Source organism: Streptomyces sp. NPDC002181 (assembly GCF_042890485.1).
Classification (GTDB): Bacteria; Actinomycetota; Actinomycetes; order Streptomycetales; family Streptomycetaceae; genus Streptomyces.
The window spans coordinates 257,565-281,706 of record NZ_JBIASC010000006.1 but is presented as its reverse complement, the minus strand read 5'-3'; the positions used below and the strand labels follow the sequence as shown (position 1 = coordinate 281,706).

The window sequence follows — 24,142 nt, the reverse complement described above, 5'->3', positions numbered from 1 at the left end:
CGCGGGACGAGGCGGGGCCCGGCGCGGAACTCTCCCGTCCGGACTGACAGAATGCGGCTCATGGCGGATGGCACGACACATTTCAGCCGCCGGAACCTGCTGTTCGCCGGTGGTGCGGTGGCCGCCGGCCTCACGGCGGGCGGCCTGTCCTGGGCCCTGCGCACCGGGGCCGGCGAGCAGGACGACGCGAGGCCCGTCGACCCGGGCCCGACGGCCGGCGCGTTCGACATGCGGACCGGTGCGCAACTGCTCGCCCCGACTCCGCTCTTCAATACGACGGGCCCGCAGTCCTTCGCGTTCGACGATACGAACGGCCAGGTCTACGTACTGCAGACCGTCGAGGCCGGTATCCGTCTCGACGACGAGGAGGAGCCGCTCGACTCCGGCGATCGGAAGACCTCCGGCGATATGTGCCTGACCCGGCTCGACAGTTCGGGGAAAACCCTCGGGCATATGTATCTGCGCGGCTTCGGCCACGGAATTTCCTGCGGTGTCGAGCCCACCGGCCAGCGTACGTACATATGGCTGGAGGGCCGCGCCGACGCCGAGAGCGGCTACGGCCGCACCGTGGTCCGGGTCCCGTTCAAGGACGGTTCGGTCCTCGACAGTTCGGACGAATCCGTCCGCCATTTCGATCCGGTGCCCGGCTCCACCGAGGTCTGCCCCGCGCTCGACCTGCCCGGCGGGCGGGTGCTCGTGAGCCACGAGGAGGACGGCGTGCACCGGTTCTCGGTGTACGGGACGGCGGATTTCCTGGAGGGGCGCTTCGACGCCGCACAGACCCTCAAGGCCGGGGTACAGGTCAGGCAGGAGGAGTGGTTCCAGGGCTGCGCCCTGTACGGGGACCACGTCTACGTCCTTACCGGCGGTCCGTACACTGGCAAGAACGGGGACAACCCGCGGAAGTCGGGCGGAAATACCTATGTCTCCGCAATTGACGTGCGCACGGGGAAGGCACAGGGCCGTCATCACGTGACCGTCGCCCCGGATCTGGTGTACCGGGAGCCGGAGGGAATCGCGGTCTCCATGGCCGGCGGCCGGGCGGCATTGTGCATCGGCTTTTCCGTGAAGACGCAGGACCGGCGTGAGCTGGCGTTGTATCGCTTCACGGCCTGACGGCATTGGCCCTCGGTTAACCCTGCGTTCCTCGGCCATCAATGTTGCTGCTTATACTACTGCGACACTTCACAGAATCCTTATACCTCCACGGGGGAGGAACCGCACGATGGGCTCCAAGCGGCTGCGCGCCGCGCTCGGCGTTCTGATCACTTCCGGGCTCATCCTCAGCTTCGTCGGGATGCTGGTCGCCGTCGCGTTCGCCTCCCTCCCCCTGTTCGCCGGCTGCGCGGCTCTCAGCTACGTGGCCGACCTCATGCTCCACAACACCGAGTCGCCCACGCTGGAGAAGCTGCGCGACTCGCGCTTCGGCCTCACGATGCGCTTCCTCATCCGGCAGTTCCTGCTGCTGGGCCTGTGCGGGGCCATCGCCGACATCGAGTCCTTCGTGTCGCAGATGACCACCATCGGCCTGCTCCTGCTGTTCATCCTGCAGCTCGCGTACGGCGCGCTCCTCAAGCACGTCCGCAAGATGCGCAACGAACTCCCGTTCACCACGCGCGGGCTGGACCTGGAGGCGCTCGGCATCCGCCGCATGCCGCACCCGTTCCTGATGAACAAGCACGTCCGCAAGACGCTGCACCTGGACATCCCGCTGGTGGCCGGAGCCCTGGCCACCATCGCGACGGACGACTGGCGCTTCGTCACGTACGGCATGATCACCACCGTCTTCCTCGCCTACTTCTCGCTGCTGGTGCTGGTGCCCGACGCGCGCAACGCGCTCAAGCTGCCCACCACCGACGAGGCCATCGAGGAGCTCAACCACCAGCTGGCCGAATACCGGCCCCAGGTCGCGCTCTACTTCACCTTCGCGGCGGTCTCCAAAGACTTCATGTACCAGGTCAACATGTGGCTGGAGTCGCTGGAGTCGCTGGAGCTGCGGCCCATCATCGTGCTGCGCGAGCGGGCCACCCTGCGCTACCTGGACGCGACCTCGGTCCCGGTCATCTGCATACCCAAAGCGGACAACCTCGCCCGCATCGAGATGAACGAACTGAGGGTCGCCCTCTACCCCGGCAACGCGGGCAAGAACGTGCACATGCTCCAGCGCGCCGAGGTCAAGCACGTCTTCATCGGCCACGGCGACAGCGACAAGCTCGCGAGCAGCAACCGCGTCAGCAAGGTCTTCGACGAGATCTGGGTGGCGGGCCGGGCCGGCCGCGACCGCTACGAGCGCATCAAGCACGCCGTGTCGCACCACCAGATCGTCGAGGTCGGCCGCCCCCAGCTGATGCCCCTGCACCGCTGGACCGGCAAGGTCGCCGCCCCCGTCCCCACCGTCATCTACGCCCCCACCTGGGAGGGCTGGACCGACGACGCCTGCTACACCTCGGTCATCCCGGCCGGCGAGAAGCTGATCAAGGCGCTGCTCGACTACGAGCGCGACATCCGCATCATCTACAAGCCGCACCCCCTCACCGGTTCGCGCTCCGCCGAGGCCGCCGCCGCCCACCGCCGCGTCATCGCCCTCCTCGAAGAGGACAACGCCCGGCGCTTCGGCCGCAACCTCACCGACTCCAAGGCCGCCGCCAAGAAGCTCGCCCGGATCGACCAGCGCATCGCCGACCTCTCCGAGCGCGGCGTCCGCTCCAAGTACCCGGACCTCACCGAGGAGGAGCGCACCGCGCGCATCCGGCGCAGCCGCAACCAGGCGGGGGCCCTGTACTGGAACGCCGTCCCAGAGGCCGCCCACCACGTGGTCACCGAGCGGATCCCGGCCCTGTACGACTGCTTCAACCAGTCCGACCTGCTCATCGGCGACATGTCCAGCGTCGTCTCCGACTTCGTCGCGACGCTGAAGCCGTACGCCATCTTCAACCTCGACGGCCTGCCCGACGACCAGTTCCGCAACGAGCAGCGGACGGCGTACGCCTCCTACCTGCTCGACGGCGACTGCAACGGCCTCACCGAGGCCATCGAGGCCACGCTGAACCCGCGCGAGGACGTCATGGCGCCCTACCGCGAGCAGTTGAAGGAATACCTGCTGGGCGAGGAGTACCCGCCCTCGATCGTCCGCTTCAACGCGGCCGCCAACAACCTCTACCGGCGGGGGCTGCGCGACTTCCCCATCGAATACCCGGAGCAGGTCCCCCACCCCGTGTAGGCGGACCTCCCCCGGGCAGTCGAGTCGCACCGCCCGCCGACCGCCGCCCCGCACCACTGCCGTGCCGCACCCCTCGCTCAGGAAGAAGGCGCCTTGTCCTCCAGGCCCGTCCCCCACCGCACCGTCGCCGTCGTTCTCGCCGGTGGAACCGGCCAGCGCATCGGGCTCGAAATACCGAAGCAGCTGCTCAAGATCGCCGGAAAGCCGATCCTGGAACACACGCTCCACGTCTTCGAGAACGCGCCGGACGTCGACGAGGTGATCCTCCTGATGACGCCCGCGTACGTGGAGGACGCCCGCCGCATCGTCGAGCGGGCCCAGCTGGGCAAGGTCACCCGGGTCCTGGCGGGCGGCTCGACCCGCAGCGAGACCACGCGGATCGCCATCGAGGCCGCGGCCGCCGGACTCGGCGAGGGCGAGGACTGCAACCTCCTGTTCCACGACGCGGTCCGCCCGCTGCTCTCGCAGCGCGTGGTGCGCGAATGCGTGGAGTCCCTGGAGCGCTACCAGGCCGTCGACGTCGCCATCCCCTCCTCCGACACCGTCATCGTGACCCGTACCCACGGCAACGACGGCGAGTTCATCACCGAGGTCCCGGACCGCTCGCGACTGCGCCGCGGCCAGACCCCGCAGGGCTTCCGGCTCTCCACGATCCGCGCCGCGTACGAGCGGGCGGCCGCGGACCCGTTCTTCCAGGCCACCGACGACTGCTCCGTCGTCGTCAAGTACCTGCCCCACGTCCCGGTCCACATCGTCACCGGCGACGACTACAACATGAAGGTCACCCAGCCGGTCGACGTCTTCATCGCCGACAAGCTGTTCCAGCTCGCCTCCCACGCCGCGCCCGCCCAGGCCGGCGAGGCCGCGTACCGCGAGCAGCTGGCCGGCAAGACGATGGTGGTCTTCGGAGGCTCGTACGGCATCGGCGCCGACATCTCGCGCATCGCCGAGGGCTTCGGCGCCCGCGTCTTCGCGCTCGGCCGCTCCACCACCGGTACGCACGTGGAGAACCTCGACCACGTCGAGGAGGCCCTGGCCCGCGCCTACGCCGAGACCGGCCGCATCGACTACGTCGTCAACACCGCGGGCGTCCTGCGCGTCGGCCGCCTCGACGAGACCGACAACGACACGATCCGCGAGGCGCTCGACGTCAACTACCTCGCCCCGGTCAACATCGCCCGGACCTCGTTCAAGTACCTCAGCGAGACCCGGGGCCAGCTGCTGCTCTTCACCTCCAGCAGCTACACCCGCGGCCGCGCCGAGTACAGCCTGTACTCCTCCACCAAGGCCGCCATGGTCAACCTGACCCAGGCGCTGGCCGACGAGTGGGCCGAGGACGGCATCCGCGTCAACTGCGTGAACCCGGAGCGCACGGCCACCCCGATGCGCACCAAGGCCTTCGGCCAGGAGCCCTCGGCCTCGCTGCTCACGTCCGAGTCGGTCGCACTGACCTCCCTGGACGTGCTGCTCTCCGAGATGACCGGCCACGTCATCGACGTACGCAAGCAGGACCCGACCACGACGCCGGCACAGCGCTCCGGGTTCGAGGCGGCGCTGGCGTCCGTACTGATCCAGACCACGGAGGACCAGGGGGTCTAGGCGTGACGTACGCACCCGGACAGCAGGAGCGGCCGCCCGCGCCACGAAGGATCTTCGTGGCCGGCGACTCGGTGGCGGTCACCCGTCCGTACAGCTACCTGCCGATGGCGGGCTGGGCCCAGGCCCTGCCCCTTTTCCTCACCGGCGCGGTCGAGGTGGTCAACTGTGCCCGTGCCCGCGCGAGTTCGAAGAGCTTCCGCGAGCGCGGCCGGCTCCAGTGGATCCTCGACAACCTGGAGCCGGACGACCGCCTGCTGTTCGGCTTCGGCCAGATCGACTGGAAGACCGATCCCGGCCTGCACACCAAGCCGTTCTCCACGTTCCGGGAGCACATGGCCGCGTACGTGCACGGCGCCCGCGAGCGCGGGGCCCACCCGGTGATCGTGCTGCCGTACGAGCGGCGCCGCGTGGACGCGCACGGCAACGTCGCCCGCTTCCTCGGCGACTATCCGCTCGCGGCCCGGCAGCTGGCCGAGGACGAGCACGTGCCCGTCGTCGACCTGTACGGCCAGAGCCTGCGGTGGTGGGAGGAGCTCGGGCCGGAGTCGTCCAAGCTCGTCTTCACCCATCTGCGGCCCGGTGAGCCGCTGCTGGAGAAGGTCCAGGACGGGGACAACGTGCACCTGCGCGCGGAGGGCGCGATCGAGTGCGCCCGCTTCGTCGCCGGCAGCCTCGCCGAGCAGGGCGCCGTCCCCCGCCCGTGGATCCGCGACCTCGACCGGCGCCGGTTCTCCTACGAGGAGATGGGCTGGCTGGACGAGGAGACGTTCGAGCACCGTACGAAGTCCCGGGTGTCCGAGCCCGCGGCACGCAAGGAGTCCAGCGCGTGAACCTCCTCCTCCGCGGGCAGGCCGTCGGCGACGCCCCGTCGCTGGGCACCGTGTACGCGGCCCTGTACGTCTCGGCCGACCCGCGCCGGGGCGTGTCCCCGGGCGAGACCGTCCAGTTCGGCCTGTCCGTCGCCCCCGACCAGGGGGCCTCGCGCGGCTGCGCGTACCTGACCGAGGAACCGCTGGCGGCCGTCGGCGAGATCGTCGGCGTACAGGGGCTGGAGTACTTCCCCCGCCAGCGCTGGTTCCGGGCCCGCGCGGACGCCGGGGAGCAGACGACGGGGGTGCTGCACCTGCGCGTCGGCGACCGGACCGCCGCGCGCAGCGTCCGGCCCCGGATCGTCGTGGGCATCCCGGACGCATCGGGCCGCAAGCTGGTGCGGACGGGAAAGCTCGCCGCCGAACCCCTGCCGGTGCGCTCGTCCGCCCCGCGCGGCCTGCGGCTCGTGACCGAGCCGGGCGCACCGGGCACCGTCAACGTGCTCTCGGCGGCCCCGGCGGGCAGCACCGCCGTCTCCGTGACGCAGCCGCGCGGCGGCAGGGCGCAGCTCTCGCCGGACGGCTGGGTCACGTACGCCCCCGCCCCCGGTTTCACGGGCTACGACCGGTTCGAGTACACGGTGGGCACCGCCGCGGCCGGGCAGCTGAGCTCGCACGTGAACGTCTTCGTGGGCTCCTTGGAACACGTCCCGGGCGCCTTCCCGCAGCATCCGGCGGACAGCGCCCCGCGGCCTTGGCAATGGCCCGAACTCACCGGGGAGATGCCCTGGCCGCGTCCCGCCGCTCCGCAGAACTGACGAGGATCCCCCCATCATGAACACCGCCGCCGCCGGGCCCACCGGCGTCAAGGACGTGACGGTCGCCGTCCGGGTCCGCAACCAGGCCGCCGCGCTCGACGCCTGCCTGGCCTCCGTCCTCGTACAGACCATCGGCACGGACCGGCTGGAGCTCATCGGCGTCGACGACGGGTCGACGGACGAGAGCGGGTCCGTGCTGGCGCGGGTGGCCCACCAGTACCCCGCCTTCGTACGCGCGGGGCAGGTCTCGCCGGGGCTGAGCGCGGCCGGGGCCCGCAACTGGGCGCTGAGCCAGGTGCGCGGACGGTACGTCATCTTCCTGGAGGCCACCGACCGGCTGGCGCCGGACGCGCTGGAGCGGATGGTCACGGCGGGCGACTCGTACGAGGCCGACGTCGTGCTGGGCAGGCTGGAGGGCTCGGGCCGGCCTGCGGCCGAGACCTCGGTGTTCCGCAAGAGCCAGGCCTACACCGACCTGTACGCCTCGCGCGTGTACTGGTCGCTGACCCCGGACAAGCTGTTCCGCACCAGCCTGCTCCAGCGCCGCGGGCTGGCCTTCCCCACCGACATGCCGATCGGCGACGACCAGGCGTTCACGGCCCGCGCCCTCGTCGGCGCGGACAACGTCGCGGTCGTCGGCGACGCGACCTGCGTGGTCAAGGGCGCCCCGCCGGCGGAGCGGGCGACGCTGCCGGACCGGGTGGCCCTGGCGTCGCGGATGCTGGCGCTGGTGGCCTCGCAGCTGCCCGAGGGGCCTCGCCGGGACAAGCTCCAGTCGCGCCACCTGGAGGTGGAGCTCGGCGGGGCGACCGCGGCCGCGCTGCTCTCCGCCGCGGACGCGGCGGAGCGGGACCAGGCGCTGTGGGCGGCTGCCGAGGTGCTGCGCACCCAGGCCGCCCCGGGCGCGCTGGCGCTGCTGCCGCGCATGGTGGCCGTACGGTTCGCCCTGCTGGCGCAGGGCCGCTTCGCGGAGGCGCAGCGGATCGCCGCCTTCGAGGCGGACAAGGACCGGCCGGTGGTGCGCAAGACGGTCGAGAACGGCCGGGTGTTCACGACGCTGCCGTTCTTCCGCGATCCGCAGGTGGCCCTGCCGGATGAGCTGTTCGACATCACCGGTGACATGACGGTCACCCACCAGCTGGAGAAGGCCCAGTGGGACGGGCCGATGCTGCTGCTGGAGGGCTTCGCCTTCTTCGAGCAGCTGTCGACGAAGGACCGTGCCACCCGGGTCGTGCTGCGCGAGCGGACGAGCGGGGCGCAGGAGAGCTGCTCCGTCACGGCCCGCCGGGACGACGACCTGACCAACGCCAAGGGCAGGCCGCGGGCGATGGGCCGGTTCTCCTGCCGGGTCAACCTGGGGCAGACCTCCAGCGGCTGGCCGCTCCCCCCGGGCACCTGGGACCTCCACCTCGCGGTCGGGTTCGAGGGCGTGACGCAGGAGGTCCGGCTCGGCCCGAAGCGCTCCGCCTCCCTGGACACCACCGCCCGGATGCCGGTGCGGATCGCGGCGGCGCCCGATGCGCAGGGCATGGAGCTGACGGCCACCCCGTACTACACGGAGTCCGGCGGTCTCAGCATCGAGGTGTCCCGGAGGACCCCGCTGCCGCGGCAGGCCTGAGGTGCGGTGTCCGAGGCCACGCCCCCGGCCTCGGACCGCCTCGGACCGCCTCAGACGGCCTCAGACGGCCTCAGACGGCCTCCCAGGAGCCGAACACCAGCCCCTGCTGAGTGGTGTCCTGACGGGTGCAGATCAGCGCGCCGCGCGCGTCGAAGGCGGCCACGACGATGCGGCCTGCCGCGTCGACCGCCACCTGGGGGGCGTGCGCGCCGTGTCCGCCGAGGGAGGCCCACCAGGCGCCGTAGCCCTCGTTCTCGGTGACGTAGGCGGTGAGTTCGACATCGCCCTCGGCGCCGGTCTGCGCGAGCACCGTGCAGTCGTAGCCGCCGATCACGGACCGGACCACGCCCGGCGCGCCCCTGCCCCCGGCCCCGCCGAGGCCCATCAGGCCGCCCGGCGCGCCCTGGTGGCCGGCCCGCCAGGCGACCAGCGAACCGTCGCCCGGGTAGCGCCAGAAGTACGTCACCCGGCGCGGGCCCGTCTCGCACAGGACCGCGGTGCCGGGCAGGACCGGTGTGGGGATGCGGTCGGCGAGCTGGAAGCGGCCCTGGCCGACGCCCACCCAGCGGTCGGCGCCGGCCGGGCCGAGGGCGAGCAGTTCGAGCGGCCCGCCCGCCGACATGAGCGGGGCCACGTCGCCCTCGTACGGCTCCGGGGCCACCTGCTTCCAACCGCCCCACGCGCCCTCGGCGTTGCGGCTGCGGCGCAGCACGCCGCCCCGGCGCAGCGAGACGAGGACGTGCGTGGAGCCGGAGCGCTGGTTGACGGCGATGCGCGGCGGGCCGGTGAGCCGGTCGCCGTCGGGGCCGCCGCGCAGGGCGGGGGTACCGAGGCTGTGCCAGTCGGTCAGGGGGCGGCCCGGCTGGAACTGGGTGGCGACGATGATTTCCGGCCGCCCCGAGCCGCCGGGGCCGTCCGAGCCGCCGGGGCCGCCGGGGCCGGCCTCGCCGGTCCGTACGGCGACGAAGTGCACGTACCCCTCGCGGCTCTGCGCCATCGCGGCGGTGCCCGTCCAGCCCTCGACCTCGAAGGTCTCCGGGCCGGTCCAGCCGGTGCGGGGCGCCGCGGCCTCGGTCCAGCGCAGCAGGCCGTGCGGGGTGCAGGCGTAGGCCGTCAGGCGGCCGTCGCCGCCCTTGAACAGCCAGTTTCCGGCCGGTGGCGAGAACGGGCGGGACCCTGGTCCGCCGGGGGGTGCATCCTGCGTCGCGCGGACGGAAGTGGCGCCCCGGCCTCCGCTTTTGCCTCGGACCACGCCGCTCTTCACCCTTCTGCCGAGAATGTCCTGCTCAAGCGGCCCGGTTCCTCACCGGAGAGAACCAGCCACTCGAAAGTGTGTCTTATGATGCACCCCATCGATAATAGAAGGGCCCTGCTTCCATGACCGACCTGCCCTCTGCCACCTCTCCTTCCTCCCGGCGCAGGCGGCGGCGCGGCGGCAGGCGTGCCCTGCGGATCGTGCTGCTGACGGTGGCCCTGCTCGTCCTCGCCGCCGCCGGCGGCGGCTGGTGGGCGTACAGCCACCTCAACGGCAACATCGACAGCGTCGACCTCGACCAGGCCCTCGGCGACAACCGCCCGAAGAAGGTCGTCGCGGGCGCGCAGAACGTCCTCGTGCTCGGCTCCGACTCGCGCGCCGGCGCCAACGGGGACCTCGACCACGGCGACGTGAGCGGGGCCCGCTCGGACACCGCGATGCTGGTGCACATACCCGAGGGCCGGTCCAAGGCCACCGCGGTGAGCATCCCGCGCGACACCCTGATCAGCCGGCCCGAATGCAAGGACGCCGACGGCAAGACCGTCAAGCCGGCGAACCGGGTCATGTTCAACTCGGTCTACTCGCTGGCCGGTCCGGCCTGCGTGGTCAAGACGGTGGAGCAGATGTCCGGGATCCGGGTGGACCACTTCGTCGAGGTCGACTTCGCCGGGTTCAAGGGCCTGGTGGACGCGCTCGGCGGGGTCACCGTCACCCTGGACAAGCCGATGAGCGGCGCCAAGGGCGGGCTCAAGCTGGACGCCGGCACGCACCGGCTGAACGGCACCGACTCGCTCAAGTTCGTCCGTACCCGCTACGGCTACGGGGACGGCAGCGACCTCGGGCGCATAGGCCTCCAGCAGCAGTTCATGATGGCGATGCTGTCGGAGATCAAGAAGCAGGACGCCCTCGGCAACCCCGCCCGGCTCTACAAGCTGGCCGACGCCGGTACGAAGTCGCTGACGACCGACTCCGACCTGGCCTCCCTCACCTCCCTGGCCGACTTCGCCCAGAGCATGAAGGGCGTGGACCCGGACACCATGGAGACGATCATGCTCCCGGTCGCCTACGACAAGGTGGACCCGAACCGCGTGGTCGTCGCCGAACCGCAGGCGGGCAAGTTGTGGGAGGCCCTGCGCACCGACCAGAAGATCCCGGCCGACGCCAAGAACTCCCCCGCCAAGGGCTGAGACCGCCGCAGCGCCACCAAGAAGCGGGCCGTTACGGGAACACCTCCCGTACGGCCCGCTTCTTCGCGTCGTCCCCTCCCGCTCAGTACTCCGCGTCCTGGCCGGACTTGCCGAGGCGGCTGTGCTGGCGGCCGTACAGGAAGTAGACGATGATGCCGATGACCATCCAGATGCCGAACCGGATCCAGGTCTCGGCCGGCAGGTTGAGCATCAGCCAGAGCGAGGCCGCGATCGACAGGATCGGGATCACCGGCACCCACGGGGTGCGGAACGCCCGGTGCAGGTCGGGGCGGGTCCTGCGCAGGATGATCACGCCGAGGGCGACGAGCACGAAGGCGAACAGCGTGCCGATGTTCACCAGTTCCGCGAGCTTCTCCAGGCTGGTGAAGCCCGCGACGACCGCGATGATCCCGCCGAGCAGGATGGTCGCGCGGTAGGGGGTGCGGTACTTGGGGTGGGTGACGGAGAAGACGCGCGGCAGCAGTCCGTCACGGCTCATCGCGAAGAACACGCGGGTCTGGCCGAGCAGCAGGATCATGCTCACGGTGATCAGCCCGACGGCCGCCCCCAGACTGATGGCACCGGAGAAGAAGGGCTGGTTCACCGATTTGAAGGCTTCGGCCAGTGGCGCGGTCGGAGACATCTCCGAGTACTTCTGCATGCCGGTGACCACCAGCGTCACGGCGACGTAGAGGAAGGTGCAGATCAGCAGGGAGCCGAGGATGCCGCGCGGCATGTCCCGCTGGGGGTTCTTCGTCTCCTCCGCCGCGGTGGCCACGACGTCGAAGCCGATGAAGGCGAAGAAGATGAGGGAGGCCGCCGTGAAGATGCCCATGACGCCGAAGTTGGTGGGCGCGTAGCCGAACATCAACTGGACCAGCGGCGCGTGCAGCCCGTTCCCCGCCTCCTGTGGCTGGGCCGGCGGGATGAAGGGCGAGTAGTTGTCGGCCTTGATGAAGAACAGGCCCGCGACGATGACCAGCAGGACCACGAACACCTTGATGGCGACCACGATCGCGGTGATCCGCGCCGAGAGCTTCGTCCCGACGACCAGGATCACGGTCAGGACCAGGATCAGCAGGAAGGCCAGCAGGTCGAAGCTTCCTCCCGCGTCCGGCCCCTCCAGCGCCTTGGGCAGGTCCCAGCCCAGGTTGGTGTGCATGAGGTGGCGCACGTACCCGGACCAGCCGACCGCCACGACGGCGGTGCCGAGCGCGAATTCGAGCACCAGGTCCCAGCCGATGATCCAGGCGGGCAGCTCGCCGATGGAGGCGTACGAGAAGGTGTACGCCGATCCGGCCACCGGAACGGTGGACGCGAACTCGGCGTAACAGAGCGCCGCGAGGGCGCAGACGACGCCCGCCGCCACGAAGGCGAGGGAGGTGGCGGGTCCGGCGTTGTTCCGGGCCGCGATGCCCGTGAGCACGAAGATGCCGGTGCCGATGATGACGCCCACGCCGAAGACCGTCAGGTCCCAGGCCGAGAGCGACTTGCGGAGTGCGTGTTCCGGCTCCTCCGTGTCACGGATGGACTGCTCCACCGTCTTGGTGCGGAAGACGCTGTTCAGGTCCTTGCTCACCGACGCACCTCCGACGGGTGACGACGTACGCGAACGGGCCGGGAGGCCCACCCTTCAAGGGTGATCTCCCGGCCCGTGACGTGCAACCGCGCGATCGGCCGCGACCCGTTGTGGCCGGAGCTAGTCGACGGCGGCGGCCGGCTCGCTGTCGTAGCGCCCGTCCAGCTTGGCGACCAGGCCCGTGACCTGCCGGGCGATGTCCGGCGCGGTCAGGCCGATCTCGGCCATGATCTCCTTGCGCAGGGCGTGGTCGAGGAAGCGCTGCGGGATGCCGAAGTCGCGCAGCGGTACGTCGACGCCCGCGTCGCGCAGCGCCTGCGCGACGGCGGAGCCCACGCCGCCGGTGCGGCCGTTGTCCTCGACGGTGACCACCACGCGGTGCCGCTCCGCGAGCGGGGCCAGGGCCTCGTCCACGGGCTTGACCCAGCGGGGGTCGACGACGGTCGTGGAGATGCCCTGCTTGTCGAGCAGGTCGGCGATCTCCAGGCACATCGGGGCGAGCGCGCCGACCGAGACCAGCAGTACGTCCGGACGGGTGACCTCGGCGCCCGGGGCGCGCAGTACGTCCATGCCGCCGATCCGGCCGACGGCCGGTACGGCCGGGCCGACGACGCCCTTGGAGTAGCGCACGACGGTCGGGGCGTCCTTGACCTCCACGGCCTCGCGGAGCTGGGCGCGCAGCTGCTCGGCGTCGCGCGGGGCGGCCAGGCGCAGGCCGGGGACGACCTGGAGGATGGACATGTCCCACATGCCGTTGTGGGAGGCGCCGTCGTCGCCGGTCACACCGGCGCGGTCCAGGACGAAGGTGACCCCGCACTTGTGCAGGGCGACGTCCATCAGGACCTGGTCGAAGGCCCGGTTGAGGAAGGTCGCGTACACCGCGAAGACCGGGTGGACGCCGCCGGTGGCCAGGCCCGCCGCCGAGGTGGCGGCGTGCTGCTCGGCGATGCCGACGTCGAAGATCCGGTCCGGGAAGGTGTCCGCGAACTTCTTGAGGCCGACCGGGTGGAGCATGGCCGCGGTGATGCCGACGATGTCAGCGCGCTCGTGGCCGAGCCTGACCATCTCGTCGGCGAAGACGGAGGTCCAGCTGGCGGCGGCCGTCTTGATCGGCAGGCCGGTGTCCGGGTGGATCGGGCCGATCCCGTGGAAGCGGTCCGCCTCGTCCTGCTCGGCGTGCGTGTAGCCGCGGCCCTTCTGGGTCAGGCAGTGCACGATGACCGGTCCGCTGAAGCGCTTGGCACGCTGCAGGGCGGACTCCAGGGCCTCGACGTCGTGGCCGTCGATGGGGCCGATGTACTTCAGGCCCAGGTCCTCGAACATGCCCTGCGGGGCGATGAAGTCCTTGAGGCCCTTCTTGGCGCCGTGCAGGGTCTCGAAGAGCGGCTTCCCGACGACCGGGGTGCGCTCCAGGAGCTCCTTGCCGCGGGCCAGGAAGCGCTCGTAGCCGTCCGTGGTGCGCAGGGTGGCCAGGTGGTTCGCGAGGCCGCCGATGGTGGGGCCGTACGAGCGCTCGTTGTCGTTGACGACGATGACGAGCGGGCGATCCTTGGCGGCGGCGATGTTGTTCAGCGCCTCCCAGGCCATGCCGCCCGTCAGCGCGCCGTCGCCGATGACGGCGGCGACGTGGTGGTCCTCGCGGCCGAGCACCTCGTTGGCCTTGGCCAGGCCGTCGGCCCAGCCCAGGACGGTGGAGGCGTGCGAGTTCTCGATGACGTCGTGGTCGGACTCGGCGCGCGAGGGGTAGCCGGACAGGCCGCCCTTGGTGCGCAGTCCGGCGAAGTCCTGGCGGCCCGTGAGCAGCTTGTGGACGTAGGCCTGGTGGCCGGTGTCGAAGAGGACCTTGTCCTTGGGCGAGTCGAAGACCCGGTGCAGGGCGATCGTCAGTTCGACCACCCCGAGGTTGGGGCCGAGGTGCCCGCCGGTCTTGGAGACGGCGTCGACGAGGAAGGACCTGATCTCGGCGGCGAGCTGGTCGAGCTCCTCCAGGCTGAGCCGGTCCAGATCGCGCGGTCCCTTGATGCGGGTCAGCAGCACCCGTGCCTCCTTGCAGTTGCTTGCTGGTCTGTCGAGTCTAATGTTCCGCTCGCGGCGGTGGTCATCGGGCGGTCCCTGGCGGGTCACACCTTTGTCATACATGTACACGGCGCCGCACGGTCACACATTCCAAACGGGCGCATACCCGCACAGTTGTACGCATCTTTGTACGCACGGGTGCCCGGTGCCACACGAAGTGGCACCGGGCACTGTGACCGTTCTTACCGCACGAGCGCGGTGTCAGGCGCGTCCGGCCGTCTTCTGGGTCTTCCGGGTGACCGAGTCGATCACCACGGTGGCCAGCAGCACCGCACCGGTGATCATGTACTGGATCGGGGTGGCGATGCCCTGGAGAGCCAGACCGTACTGGATCGAGGTGATGACCATGACACCGAGGAGGGCGTTCCAGGTCCGGCCCCGGCCGCCGAAGAGGCTGGTGCCGCCGATCACGGCCGCCGCGATCACGTTCATCAGCAGGTCGCCGGCGCCGGCGCTCTGGTTGGCCGCCGCGATCTTGGAGGCCCAGAACAGTCCGCCGATGGCGGCGAAGGTGCCCGCGATGGCGAAGACCGTGATGCGGATGCCGGTGACGTTGATGCCCGCGCGCCGGGAGGCCTCGACGCTGCCGCCGAGCGCGAAGATGCTGCGGCCGAACGAGGTGCGGCGCAGGAGGAAGTCCGTGCCGACCAGCACGAGCACGAAGAGCACCACCGCGAGCGGGAGGCCCTTGTACTGGTTGAACACCGCGGCGGGACCGAACGTGAACAGGGCCAGCAGGCCCGTGCGCAGGGCGATCTCGCTCACCGGGCGGGACGGGACCCCCGCCGCCTCGCGGCGCCGGTTGTCGAAGAAGCTGGCCAGGAAGTACCCGATCACGGCGACCGCGGCGAGGCCGTAGCCGGCCGCCACGTCCGTGAAGAAGTACGTGGTGAGCTGGCCCACCGGACCGTCGGGGTCGATGTTGATCGTGCCGTTGCTGCCGAGGATCTGCAGCATGGCGCCGGACCAGAAGAGCAGGCCCGACAGGGTGACCGCGAAGGCCGGTGCGCCGATCCTGGCGAAGAAGAAGCCGTGGATTGCGCCGATCAGGGCACCGGCGGCGACCGCCGCCAGGATCGCCACCCACTGGTTGACCCCGTGGGTGACGGCCAGGACGGCGAAGAGGGCGCCCGAGACACCGCTGACGGAACCGACCGAGAGGTCGATCTCGCCGAGCAGCAGCACGAAGATGATGCCGACGGCCATCATGCCGGTGGCCACCATCGTGATCGCGATGTTGGTCAGGTTCTCCGGGGACAGGAAGTTCGCGTTCAGCCCCTGGAAGATGCCGCAGATGACGATCAGGCCGATGACGACCGGGACGGAGCCCAGGTCGCCGGCCTTCATCTTGCGGCCGAACTCGCTCAGGTAGCCGGACAGGCCCTGCTCGCGCACGAGCAGGCGCGGGTCCACCGCGGGGATCGCGTCCGCCGGGGCGGCGGGGTTGGCCAGCTTGGCCACGTCCTCCGCCGAGGTGTGGTGTTCGGTGCTCACTTGCCGGCCTCCCCGGTGCGGGCCGCGCGGCGGGTCACGGCATTGTCCGTGGCACCCGTGATGGCGGAGATGATCTCTTCCTGCGACGTGTCCTTGACGTTGAAGACGCCGTTGTTGCGGCCCAGCCGCAGGACCGCCACCTTGTCGGCGACGGCCTTCACGTCGGCCATGTTGTGGCTGATGAGGATGACGGCGTGGCCGCGCTCGCGCAGCCGCTCCACCAGGTCGAGGACCTGCGCGGTCTGCTCGACGCCGAGGGCGGCCGTGGGCTCGTCGAGGATGACGAGCTTGGGCTCGCCGAGCATCGAACGGGCGATCGCCACGGTCTGGCGCTGACCGCCGGAGAGCGAGGCGATCGGGATGCGGACACTGGGGATGCGGATGGACAGCGTGGTCAGGAGCTCGCGGGCGCGGCGCTCCATCTCGACCTCGTCCAGGACACCGCGGCGCTTGAGCTCGCGGCCCAGGAAGAGGTTGCCGACGACATCGATGTTGTCGCACAGCGCGAGGTCCTGGTAGACCGTCGCGATGCCCAGGTTCTGGGCGTCGTGGGGCTTGCCGATCGCGACCGGCTTGCCGTCCCACTCGATGACTCCGTCATCGATGGGGTGGACGCCGGCGATCGTCTTGACGAGCGTGGACTTGCCGGCGCCGTTGTCGCCGACCAGGGCGACCACCTCGCCGGAGTGGATCTCGAGCTCTACGTCGGTGAGCGCCTGGACGGCACCGAATCGCTTCGAGACCCCTCGCAACGCCAGCACGGGCGCAGCGGACACATGAACCATCTCCTTCGCCGCCTGACCGGCGGGGATGTCGTGCAGTAAGTGCAGGAGCGGGGTGGGGTGGGGTGGGGTGGGGTGATCGTTTCTGCCCGGCGCCCCGCGGGTGGCGGGGAAGGAGGGGGCGGGGCGCCGGGCAGGCGCGGGGGTCCCGGTGGACCGGAGGTCGCGGGGGCGGGCCTCCGGCCGGCGGGACGACGGGCCTCGCGGGAGGCCGGAAGGGCCTGGACGAGGCCCCGGGGCCTACTTCAGGCCGAGGGTGGTGCAGGCGGCCGCGTACTTGTCGGTGCAGATCTCGTCGGCCGTGTAGACACCGTCCTTGATGACAGTGTCCTTGATGTTGTTCTTCGTCAGCGAGACGACGGGGACCAGGACCGACGGGATGCCCTTGGTGGTGGGGCTGTCGACCTTGGAGGTGGTGACGCCGTCGAGCTTCTCGCCCTTGGCGAGCGCGACGGCCATCTTCGCGGCGGCCTCGGCCTCGGGGGCGTACGGCTTGTAGACGCTCATGAACTGCTCGCCCGCGACGATGCGCTGCACGCCGGCGAGTTCCGCGTCCTGGCCGGTGACCGGGGGCAGCGGGTCCATGCCGGCCGCCTTGAGGGCGGTGATGATGCCGCCGGCCATGCCGTCGTTGGCGGAGTAGACGCCGACGATCTTGTCCTTGCCCAGCGCGGAGATGGCGCCCGCCATGTTGGTGTTGGCGTTCTCCGGCTTCCACTCCTTGGTGTCGTACTCCTTGCCGATGGTCACCTTGCCATCGAGGACGGAGTGCGCACCCTTCTTGAAGAGGGCGGCGTTCGGGTCGGTGACCGAACCGTTCATCATGACGATCTGGCCGGATCCGGCCTTGTCGCCCAGGGCCTCCAGAAGGGCCTTGCCCTGGACCTTGCCGACCTCTTCGTTGTCGAAGGAGGTGTAGGCGTCGATCGGACCCTCGGCGAGGCGGTCGTAGGCCACGACGGGGATGCCCGCCTCCTTGGCCTTCTTGACCGAGCCGGCGATGGCCTTGGAGTCCACCGCGTCGACGACGAGGACGTTCACCTTGTTGGTGATCATCGTGTCGACCTGGGAGTTCTGCGTGGTCGCGTCCTGCTTGGCGTTGGCGTAGACCACCTCGGCCTTGCCGCCGGTGAGTTCGGCGACCTTCTTCTCGAAGAGCGGCTTGTCGAACTTCTCGTAACGCGCGGTCTGGTTCTCCGGCAGGAGCAGACCGATCTTGATCGCGCCACCCGCGGCGGCGGAGCCGGACTCCTTCGGCTTCTCGCCGGCCTCCTTGGCGCTGCCACAGGCGGCAAGGGAAGCGGCCATGGCGGTGGCGGCTACGGCAACGGCGGCTCTGCGCATACGCGTGTTCATTTCCTGAACCTCCCTGACGAGGCCGCAACATTGCGGCCGAGGTGGACGTGAGTCAACCTCGGCCGCAGTTTGCCGTCAAGGAGTGAATCCTTAACGAGATGACAACGGTGCCATCCGTTATCTAACTGAAGGCAAGAGCTTGAGGGTCGGCGAACCGGCCAGAAGGGTCGAATCGCCCATCTCGCTCAGCACCAGGGCCAGCGCTCCCAATACCTCGGCCCGGCCGCCCAACGACCCTGTGAGCACGGAGAGTTGGCGTGCCGCACTGGGGATCGCGTACCTCCCCACCGACTCACGTATGGGGGCCAGGATCAGTTCACCGGCTTCCGCCAGCGAACCGCCGAGGACCACACGGCTCGGATTGAGGACGTTGCACAGGTTCGCGACACCACTACCCACATGGCGGCCCACGTCGGCGATCACGCGACGGCAGCCCGGATCGCCCTCCCGCGCCAGTTCGACGACGCGCTCCATGGTGAGTTCGGGCCCGTGCGTGCTCTGCAGCAGAGGCAGTACGTAGCGGGCCGCCGCGAAGGTCTCCAGGCAGCCGCGGTTGCCGCAGCGGCAGACCGGGCCGGACTCGTCCAGGGTGATGTGCCCGATCTCGCCGGCGGTGCCGCCCGGCCCCCGGTAGATCTGCCCGTTGATCACCAGGCCCGCGCCGACACCGCTCGCGACCTTGATGTACGCGAGGTCCTTGACCCCCCGGCCGCTCCCCCACACCAGCTCCCCGAGCGCTCCGAGGTTGGCGTCGTTGTCCACGTACACGGGCACGCCGAGGCGCTGCGACAGCTCCTGGCGCGGGTTGATCCCTGCCCACCCCGGCAGGATCGCGGTGGAGCCCAGGGTCCCGGATTCCACGTCGATGGGGCCGGGGACGCCGAGCCCGACGCCGATGACCTTCTCCAGGCCCACCCCGATGCCCGCGATCAGCTCTCCGACCAGCGCTTCCGCCCGGTCGAAGCCGTCCGCCCAGGAGGCGTCCACGTCCAGCGGGGCCGATTTCTCGGCCAGGACCTGGTGGGCGAGGTTGCCGACGGCCACCCGCAGGTGGGTGTGGCCGAAGTCCACGCCGATCACGATGCCCGCGTCACCGCTGAGCGAGACGCTGCGTGCGCGGCGTCCGCCCGCCGAGGTGTCCGTGACCTCGACGGTCCCACCGTCCTTGAGCTCGCGGACGATGTTGGAGACCGTGGCCGCCGACAGTCCGGTGGACCGGGCGATCTCCGCCTGGGTCAGCGAACCCGCGAGCCGCACCGCCCGCACGACCCGTTCGAGATTCGCGCGGTGCAGCGAAGACTGCGATCCGGGAGTCTGCACGACTCATCCACTCCTGCCCATTAGCGACGGCTGGCCGTCGCCCCCCGAGCCGGCGGTCGCGGCTTGGTGCTCCGAGACCCCGGCGTCTCTCCAACTTGTGAACCTTAAGTCGAGCCTTTGGCCCTCCAGACGTCAAGAGGCTGACACAGAACGAATCGGCCACTACCGGTCATAAGTATGAGAGACATCCCTCTGGATCGTGTTACGGTCGCTGAGGCAACCGGTTCTCTGCGGCTTTCGAGCCGGATCGGCTGCCTCGCAATGACGGCGCTACGCAAGGAGGTGTTCGGGATGAGTCCCGATCGAAGTCCTTGCAGCGCTCTCGTCGGCTGACCTGATCGGCCGATCTTTCCCTGAGTGCGCACGGCCGTGATCTTCACGGCGTGGCTGCGGCACATCCCGCCGCCCGCGTGCGGTTCTGCATTCCTTCATCTTTCCCCCCTCCCTTTCCTTCCGCATGCCCCGGCCCTTCCGTCCGGGCGTGCGTCATCCATGCCCCTCGGCGTGCCCGGCGGCGTTTCGCGCCGCCGCGCGCCGACCCGCGATCACTCCACGTGACCGTGCGGCTTCGCGCTGCCCGGACGCGGTGGAGGGAGGTATTCGTCATGACCATGCTCACCCCCCGTACCCCGACCAAGCTCGCACCGCCGGGCAAGGGCCGCCGCGAGCGCAAGGCCGCCGAGCTGGAGGGCCGTACCCGCATCGCCGGCGAGCGGCTCGCCGGATTCAGCGCCAGCCCGGGCGTCCGGGTCCTCCAGGAGGTCGACGCCTCCCGCAGCGGCCTCACGCACGCCGAGGCGGCCCTGCGCCTGGAGCGGCACGGCGCCAACGTCGTCGCCCACGAGCGCGCCCCGCGCTGGTGGTTCCAGCTGGCGAAGGCGTTCTGGAACCCCTTCATCGGCGTCCTCGTTTTCCTGGCCGCCGTCATGTGGTGGCAGGACCCGGCCGATCCGGGCGTCGTCATCCTCTCCGTGATGGTGGCGATCAGCGGGCTGCTGCGCTTCTGGCAGGAGTTCCGCTCCGGCCGGGCCGCCGACGCGCTCAAGAGGCTCGTCACCACCACCTGCGCGGTGCAGCGCCGGGCCGGCAGCGGCTCCGCGCCGACCACCTTCGAGGTGCCCATGGACCAGGTGGTCCCGGGCGACGTGGTGAAACTGGCCGCCGGCGACCTGATCCCCGCCGACCTGCGGCTCATCACCTCCAAGGACCTGATGGTCGGCCAGGCCGCGCTGTCCGGCGAGTCCCTGCCCGTCGCCAAGGCCGACACGCGTACGGACGACCGGGGCCAGTCCGAGACCACCGACCCGGTCGAGGCCGACAACCTCTGCCTGATGGGGACTTCGGTCACCTCCGGCACCGCCACCGGCGTGGTCGTCGCCACCGGCGCCGACACCTGGTTCGGCTCGATGGCCGGCTCGCTGGTCGGCGAGCGCCCGCAGACCAACTTCGACAACGGCGTGCGCAAGGTCAGCTTCCTGCTGATCCGCTTCATGCTGGTCATGGTCCCGGTCGTGTTCGCGATCAACGGCCTCACCAAGGGCGACTGGAACGAGGCCTTCCTCTTCGGCATCGCCGTCGCCGTCGGTCTGACCCCCGAGATGCTCCCGATGGTCGTCTCCGCCAACCTGGCGCGCGGCGCGGTCGCCATGTCCCGGCGCAAGGTCGTCGTCAAGCGCCTCAACGCGATCCAGAACCTGGGCGCCATGGACGTGCTCTGCACGGACAAGACCGGCACCCTCACCGAGGACCGGATCGTCCTGGACCGCTACCTGGACGTGCACGGCAACGAGGACGGCGAGGTCCTGGAGTACGGGTACCTCAACTCCCACTTCCAGACCGGTCTGAAGAACCTGATGGACCAGGCGGTCATCAACCGCGTGGACGAGGCCGAGGAGGTTGTCGTCGACGCACGGTTCTCGATGGTCGACGAGATCCCCTTCGACTTCGCCCGCCGCCGGATGTCCGTGGTCCTGGACCGCAACAGCATCGTCGGCGGCCTCGGCCGCCCCGAGCACGTGATGATCACCAAGGGCGCGGTGGAGGAGGTCCTGGACCTGTGCACCCACATGCGCGACCGCGGCGAGACGGTCGAGCTCACCGATCAGCTGCGTGCCCACGTCACCCGCATCGCCGAGGAGAACAACCGCCGGGGCCTGCGCGTCCTCGCCGTCGCCACCCGCACGATGAGCACCCCGCGCGAGACCTACTCCGTCGCGGACGAGGACCGCCTCACCCTGGTCGGCTTCCTGGCCTTCCTCGACCCGCCGAAGGCCGACGCCGCGCGGGCGCTGCAGGCCCTGGCCGACAAGGGCATCGCGGTCAAGGTCGTCACCGGCGACAACGACCTCGTGGCCGCCCGGGTCTGCGCGGACGTCGGCATCGACGTCGGGCGCGTGGTGCTCGGCCCCGAGACCGACGCCCTCGACGACGCGGCGCTGCGCGCGCTGGCCGCCCGTACGACGGTCTTCGCCAAGGTCAACCCGGTCCAGAAGGCCCGGATCGTACGCGCCCTGCAGGCGGACGGGCACACCGTCGGCTTCCTCGGGGACGGCATCAACGACGCCGCCGCGCTGCGCGACGCGGACGTCGGCATCTCCGTCGACACGGCGGTCGACATCGCCAAGGAGTCGGCGGACATCATCCTGCTGGAGAAGGACCTGACCGTCCTGGAGCAGGGCGTGATCCAGGGCCGGACCACCTTCGGCAACACGATCAAGTACATCAAGATGACGGCCTCGTCGAACTTCGGCAACGTCTTCTCGGTCCTGGTGGCGAGCGCGTTCATCCCCTTCCAGCCGATGCTCGCGATCATGCTCCTGGTGCAGAACCTGGTCTACGACATCTCCCAGCTGGCGACGCCGTGGGACCGGATGGACGAGGAGTACCTGCGCAAGCCCCGCAACTGGGACGCCAAGGGCATCGGCCGGTTCATGGTCTGCATCGGCCCGATCAGCTCGATCTTCGACATCGCCATGTTCGTGATCATGTGGAACGTGTTCGCGGCCGACAGCGCGGCGCACCAGGCGCTGTTCCAGTCCGGCTGGTTCATCGAGGGCCTGCTCTCGCAGACCCTGATCGTCCACATGATCCGTACCCGGAAGATCCCGTTCATCCAGTCCCGCGCCTCGTGGCCGGTGATGGTGATGACGGTCCTCGCGGTGCTGACCGGGCTCTACCTGCCCTTCTCGCCGCTGGCTTCCTCGCTGGGCTTCGTGGCCCTGCCGGCGAGCTACTTCCCGTGGCTGATCGGCGTGCTGCTGGCGTACTGCACGCTCACCCAGCTCCTGAAGACCCTGTACATCCGCAAGTTCGGCACCTGGCTGTAACCGGCCGCGCCGAGGAGGGGGAGACCGATGCTGCTCAACGAATGGGAGATGGCCGGGCACCTGGCCGCCGCGCTCGGCTTCGGGGCGGCCATCGGCCTGGAGCGCCAGTGGCGGGCCCGGATGGCCGGACTGCGCACGAACGCCCTGGTGGCGGGCGGCGCGGCGCTGTTCGTACTGCTCTCGCAGTACGGGTTCATCGGCGCCGTCTCGGAGGTCCAGTACGACGGCTCCCGGGTCGCGGCCCAGATCGTCTCGGGCATCGGCTTCCTCGGCGCCGGAGTGATCATGCGCGACGGGCTGAGCGTACGAGGCTTGAACACGGCCGCCACCCTGTGGTGTTCGGCGGCCGTGGGCTGCCTGGCCGGCACCGGGATGTTCGTCCTCGCTGCCTTCGGCACGGCGGGCGTCGTGGGGGCCAACCTCCTGCTGCGCCCGCTGGGCCGGCGCCTGGACCGCGAACCGCGCGGCGGGGCGGAGGTGGCCACCGACTTCCACTTCGAGGCCGTGTGCCTGGAGGCGGAGGAGGCCCACATCCGCCACCGGCTGGTCGACGCCCTCGGCCGGCCCGGCTACACGCTGCGCTCGATCCGCAGCCAGGACGGCCCGGGGGCCGGCCTGGTCACGGTGTCCGCGCTGCTGACCGCCGAAGGGGCGGCGGGGGGCCGGATGCTGGAGGAGGCGGTCAGCAACCTCTCGCTCGACCCGTCCGTCTCGGCGGTCAGCTGGTCGGTCGTGCCCGACCCCTCGGCCTCGGCTACTTGAGGGTGGACGAGGTCAGGCCGGCCTGGATCTGCCGCTGGAAGGACAGGTAGACCACCAGCATCGGGATCATCGCGATGGTCACACCGGCGAACAGCACCGGCAGGTCCGTCTCGTACCCCATCTGGTACTGCAGCTGGATCAGGCCCTGGGTGAGCATGTAGCGCTCGGGGTCCGATCCGGTCTGCGGCTGCATCAGCACCGACGGCAGGATGTACTGGTTCCACTGCCCCAGGACATTGAATATCCCGACGCTGATCAGGCCGGGCTTGGCCATCGGCAGCATCACCTGGAAGAAGATCCGGGTGTCGGAGGCCCCGTCGATCACCGCCGCCTCGTGCACGGCCGTCGGCAGCGTGCGGAAGAAGGAGTGCATGAAGAAGACGGTGAAGGGCATCGAGTAGGCCACGTAGACCAGGATCAGACCCTGGTACGTGTTGAGCATGTCCAGGCGCTTGACCATGAAGAACAGCGGGACGAGCGCCAGGAACACGGGGAACATGGCCCCGCTGACGAAGAAGTAGTAGAAGAGCCGGTTCCCCGGGAAGGGGTAGCGGGCCAGCACGTACGCCGCCATCGAGCCGAGCAGCATGGTCAGCGGGACCGAGAACACCATCACGATCAGCGTGTGGGCGAAGTAGTCGCCGATGCCCTTGTCCCAGGCCCGGGAGAACGCGTCGAAATGCCAGTTGGAGGGCCAGCTGAGGGCCGAGCCGCCGATCTGGGCGTCGGTCTTGAACGAGCCGAGCGCCAGCCAGATCAGGGGCAGGACGATCAGTATCGCCCAGACGGCGAGGAACCCGTGGGAGAAGACGTTCAGCACCATGCCGTCGGAGCCGCGCTTCGCGCCCTGCCCGGGGCGGCCGCTGCCGCCGGCGCGTTCGGCCGAGGCCTCGCCCGGCGCCTTGATCACCGTGGATTCTGCAGTCATCGTGGAACTCCGC

General features: G+C 70.2%; 17 protein-coding genes. 9 read left to right on the top strand and 8 right to left on the bottom strand.

Annotation, left to right across the window (positions count from 1 at the left end; all coding sequences use genetic code 11):
• Positions 1-60 precede the first annotated feature (60 nt).
• The 6 genes from ACFYXV_RS18485 to ACFYXV_RS18460 all read left to right on the top strand — a co-directional run bounded on the left by ACFYXV_RS18485 (position 61) and on the right by ACFYXV_RS18460 (position 8,064).
• A complete protein-coding gene (locus ACFYXV_RS18485) occupies positions 61-1,116 on the top strand; it encodes a signaling protein (RefSeq protein WP_389383463.1) in 1,056 nt (351 codons plus the stop codon).
• Positions 1,117-1,225: 109 nt separating this feature from the next.
• Positions 1,226-3,220, top strand: coding sequence for a hypothetical protein (locus ACFYXV_RS18480; RefSeq protein WP_385460698.1), 1,995 nt, complete (start codon positions 1,226-1,228; stop codon positions 3,218-3,220).
• 93 nt (positions 3,221-3,313) lie between these two features.
• Positions 3,314-4,819, top strand: a complete 1,506-nt coding sequence (locus ACFYXV_RS18475) for an SDR family NAD(P)-dependent oxidoreductase (protein ID WP_383497403.1) — start codon at positions 3,314-3,316, stop codon at positions 4,817-4,819.
• A gap of 2 nt (positions 4,820-4,821) precedes the next feature.
• The gene (locus tag ACFYXV_RS18470) at positions 4,822-5,649 is read left to right on the top strand and encodes a rhamnogalacturonan acetylesterase (protein ID WP_389383461.1); all 828 of its coding nucleotides are present in this window, start codon (positions 4,822-4,824) and stop codon (positions 5,647-5,649) included.
• Positions 5,646-6,446, top strand: a complete 801-nt coding sequence (locus tag ACFYXV_RS18465) for an Ig-like domain-containing protein (RefSeq protein ID WP_389383460.1) — start codon at positions 5,646-5,648, stop codon at positions 6,444-6,446. Before ACFYXV_RS18470 ends, ACFYXV_RS18465 begins: the two co-directional genes overlap by 4 nt.
• A 16-nt stretch (positions 6,447-6,462) precedes the next feature.
• Positions 6,463-8,064 (top strand): glycosyltransferase family 2 protein, encoded by a 1,602-nt coding sequence (locus tag ACFYXV_RS18460; protein ID WP_385460687.1) that lies wholly within the window; start codon positions 6,463-6,465, stop codon positions 8,062-8,064.
• 70 nt (positions 8,065-8,134) lie between these two features.
• Here the strand turns inward: ACFYXV_RS18460 and ACFYXV_RS18455 are convergent, their stop codons facing one another.
• Positions 8,135-9,316, bottom strand: a complete 1,182-nt coding sequence (locus tag ACFYXV_RS18455; protein ID WP_389383459.1) for a hypothetical protein — start codon at positions 9,314-9,316, stop codon at positions 8,135-8,137.
• A 125-nt stretch (positions 9,317-9,441) separates the two neighbouring features.
• On the opposite strand from ACFYXV_RS18455, the gene ACFYXV_RS18450 reads away from it, so the two are divergent.
• Positions 9,442-10,506 carry an LCP family protein gene (locus ACFYXV_RS18450; RefSeq protein ID WP_385460681.1) on the top strand — a complete coding sequence of 355 codons (1,065 nt, stop codon included), beginning with the start codon at positions 9,442-9,444 and terminating at the stop codon, positions 10,504-10,506.
• Positions 10,507-10,588: 82 nt separating this feature from the next.
• Here the strand turns inward: ACFYXV_RS18450 and ACFYXV_RS18445 are convergent, their stop codons facing one another.
• From ACFYXV_RS18445 to ACFYXV_RS18420, 6 genes are all read right to left on the bottom strand, one after another.
• Complete coding sequence (locus ACFYXV_RS18445) at positions 10,589-12,085, bottom strand: amino acid permease (RefSeq protein ID WP_385460678.1); 1,497 nt, start codon at positions 12,083-12,085, stop codon at positions 10,589-10,591.
• Positions 12,086-12,205: 120 nt separating this feature from the next.
• Positions 12,206-14,122 carry a 1-deoxy-D-xylulose-5-phosphate synthase gene (gene dxs, locus ACFYXV_RS18440; protein WP_385460675.1) on the bottom strand — a complete coding sequence of 639 codons (1,917 nt, stop codon included), beginning with the start codon at positions 14,120-14,122 and terminating at the stop codon, positions 12,206-12,208.
• A 240-nt stretch (positions 14,123-14,362) separates the two neighbouring features.
• Entirely contained in the window at positions 14,363-15,622 is a 1,260-nt protein-coding gene (locus tag ACFYXV_RS18435; protein ID WP_383337806.1) for a sugar ABC transporter permease, read from the bottom strand.
• Between the two features lie 29 nt (positions 15,623-15,651).
• Positions 15,652-16,440: an ATP-binding cassette domain-containing protein gene (locus tag ACFYXV_RS18430; protein ID WP_382985137.1), complete on the bottom strand. Its 789-nt coding sequence runs from the start codon at positions 16,438-16,440 to the stop codon at positions 15,652-15,654.
• A 237-nt stretch (positions 16,441-16,677) separates the two neighbouring features.
• On the bottom strand, positions 16,678-17,793 hold the full coding sequence (locus tag ACFYXV_RS18425) for a sugar ABC transporter substrate-binding protein (RefSeq protein WP_383337625.1): 1,116 nt from the start codon (positions 17,791-17,793) through the stop codon (positions 16,678-16,680).
• 117 nt (positions 17,794-17,910) lie between these two features.
• Complete coding sequence (locus ACFYXV_RS18420) at positions 17,911-19,113, bottom strand: ROK family transcriptional regulator (RefSeq protein ID WP_099889000.1); 1,203 nt, start codon at positions 19,111-19,113, stop codon at positions 17,911-17,913.
• A 605-nt stretch (positions 19,114-19,718) separates the two neighbouring features.
• Here ACFYXV_RS18420 and mgtA point away from each other — a divergent pair.
• On the top strand, positions 19,719-22,439 hold the full coding sequence (mgtA, locus tag ACFYXV_RS18415; protein WP_389383457.1) for a magnesium-translocating P-type ATPase: 2,721 nt from the start codon (positions 19,719-19,721) through the stop codon (positions 22,437-22,439).
• Between the two features lie 27 nt (positions 22,440-22,466).
• Positions 22,467-23,201: an MgtC/SapB family protein gene (locus ACFYXV_RS18410; RefSeq protein ID WP_389383456.1), complete on the top strand. Its 735-nt coding sequence runs from the start codon at positions 22,467-22,469 to the stop codon at positions 23,199-23,201.
• Here the strand turns inward: ACFYXV_RS18410 and ACFYXV_RS18405 are convergent.
• A complete protein-coding gene (locus ACFYXV_RS18405) occupies positions 23,194-24,129 on the bottom strand; it encodes a carbohydrate ABC transporter permease (RefSeq protein WP_383337617.1) in 936 nt (311 codons plus the stop codon). The genes ACFYXV_RS18410 and ACFYXV_RS18405 overlap by 8 nt on opposite strands.
• Positions 24,130-24,142 lie beyond the last annotated feature (13 nt).

Coding starts and splice junctions, on each gene's coding strand:
- ACFYXV_RS18410 (WP_389383456.1), top strand. CDS start 22,467: ATGCTGCTCAACGAATGGGAGATGGCCGGGCACCTGGCCGCCGCGCTC.
- ACFYXV_RS18405 (WP_383337617.1), bottom strand. CDS start 24,129: ATGACTGCAGAATCCACGGTGATCAAGGCGCCGGGCGAGGCCTCGGCC.
- ACFYXV_RS18430 (WP_382985137.1), bottom strand. CDS start 16,440: ATGGTTCATGTGTCCGCTGCGCCCGTGCTGGCGTTGCGAGGGGTCTCG.
- mgtA (WP_389383457.1), top strand. CDS start 19,719: ATGACCATGCTCACCCCCCGTACCCCGACCAAGCTCGCACCGCCGGGC.
- ACFYXV_RS18460 (WP_385460687.1), top strand. CDS start 6,463: ATGAACACCGCCGCCGCCGGGCCCACCGGCGTCAAGGACGTGACGGTC.
- ACFYXV_RS18425 (WP_383337625.1), bottom strand. CDS start 17,793: ATGAACACGCGTATGCGCAGAGCCGCCGTTGCCGTAGCCGCCACCGCC.
- ACFYXV_RS18485 (WP_389383463.1), top strand. CDS start 61: ATGGCGGATGGCACGACACATTTCAGCCGCCGGAACCTGCTGTTCGCC.
- ACFYXV_RS18450 (WP_385460681.1), top strand. CDS start 9,442: ATGACCGACCTGCCCTCTGCCACCTCTCCTTCCTCCCGGCGCAGGCGG.
- ACFYXV_RS18480 (WP_385460698.1), top strand. CDS start 1,226: ATGGGCTCCAAGCGGCTGCGCGCCGCGCTCGGCGTTCTGATCACTTCC.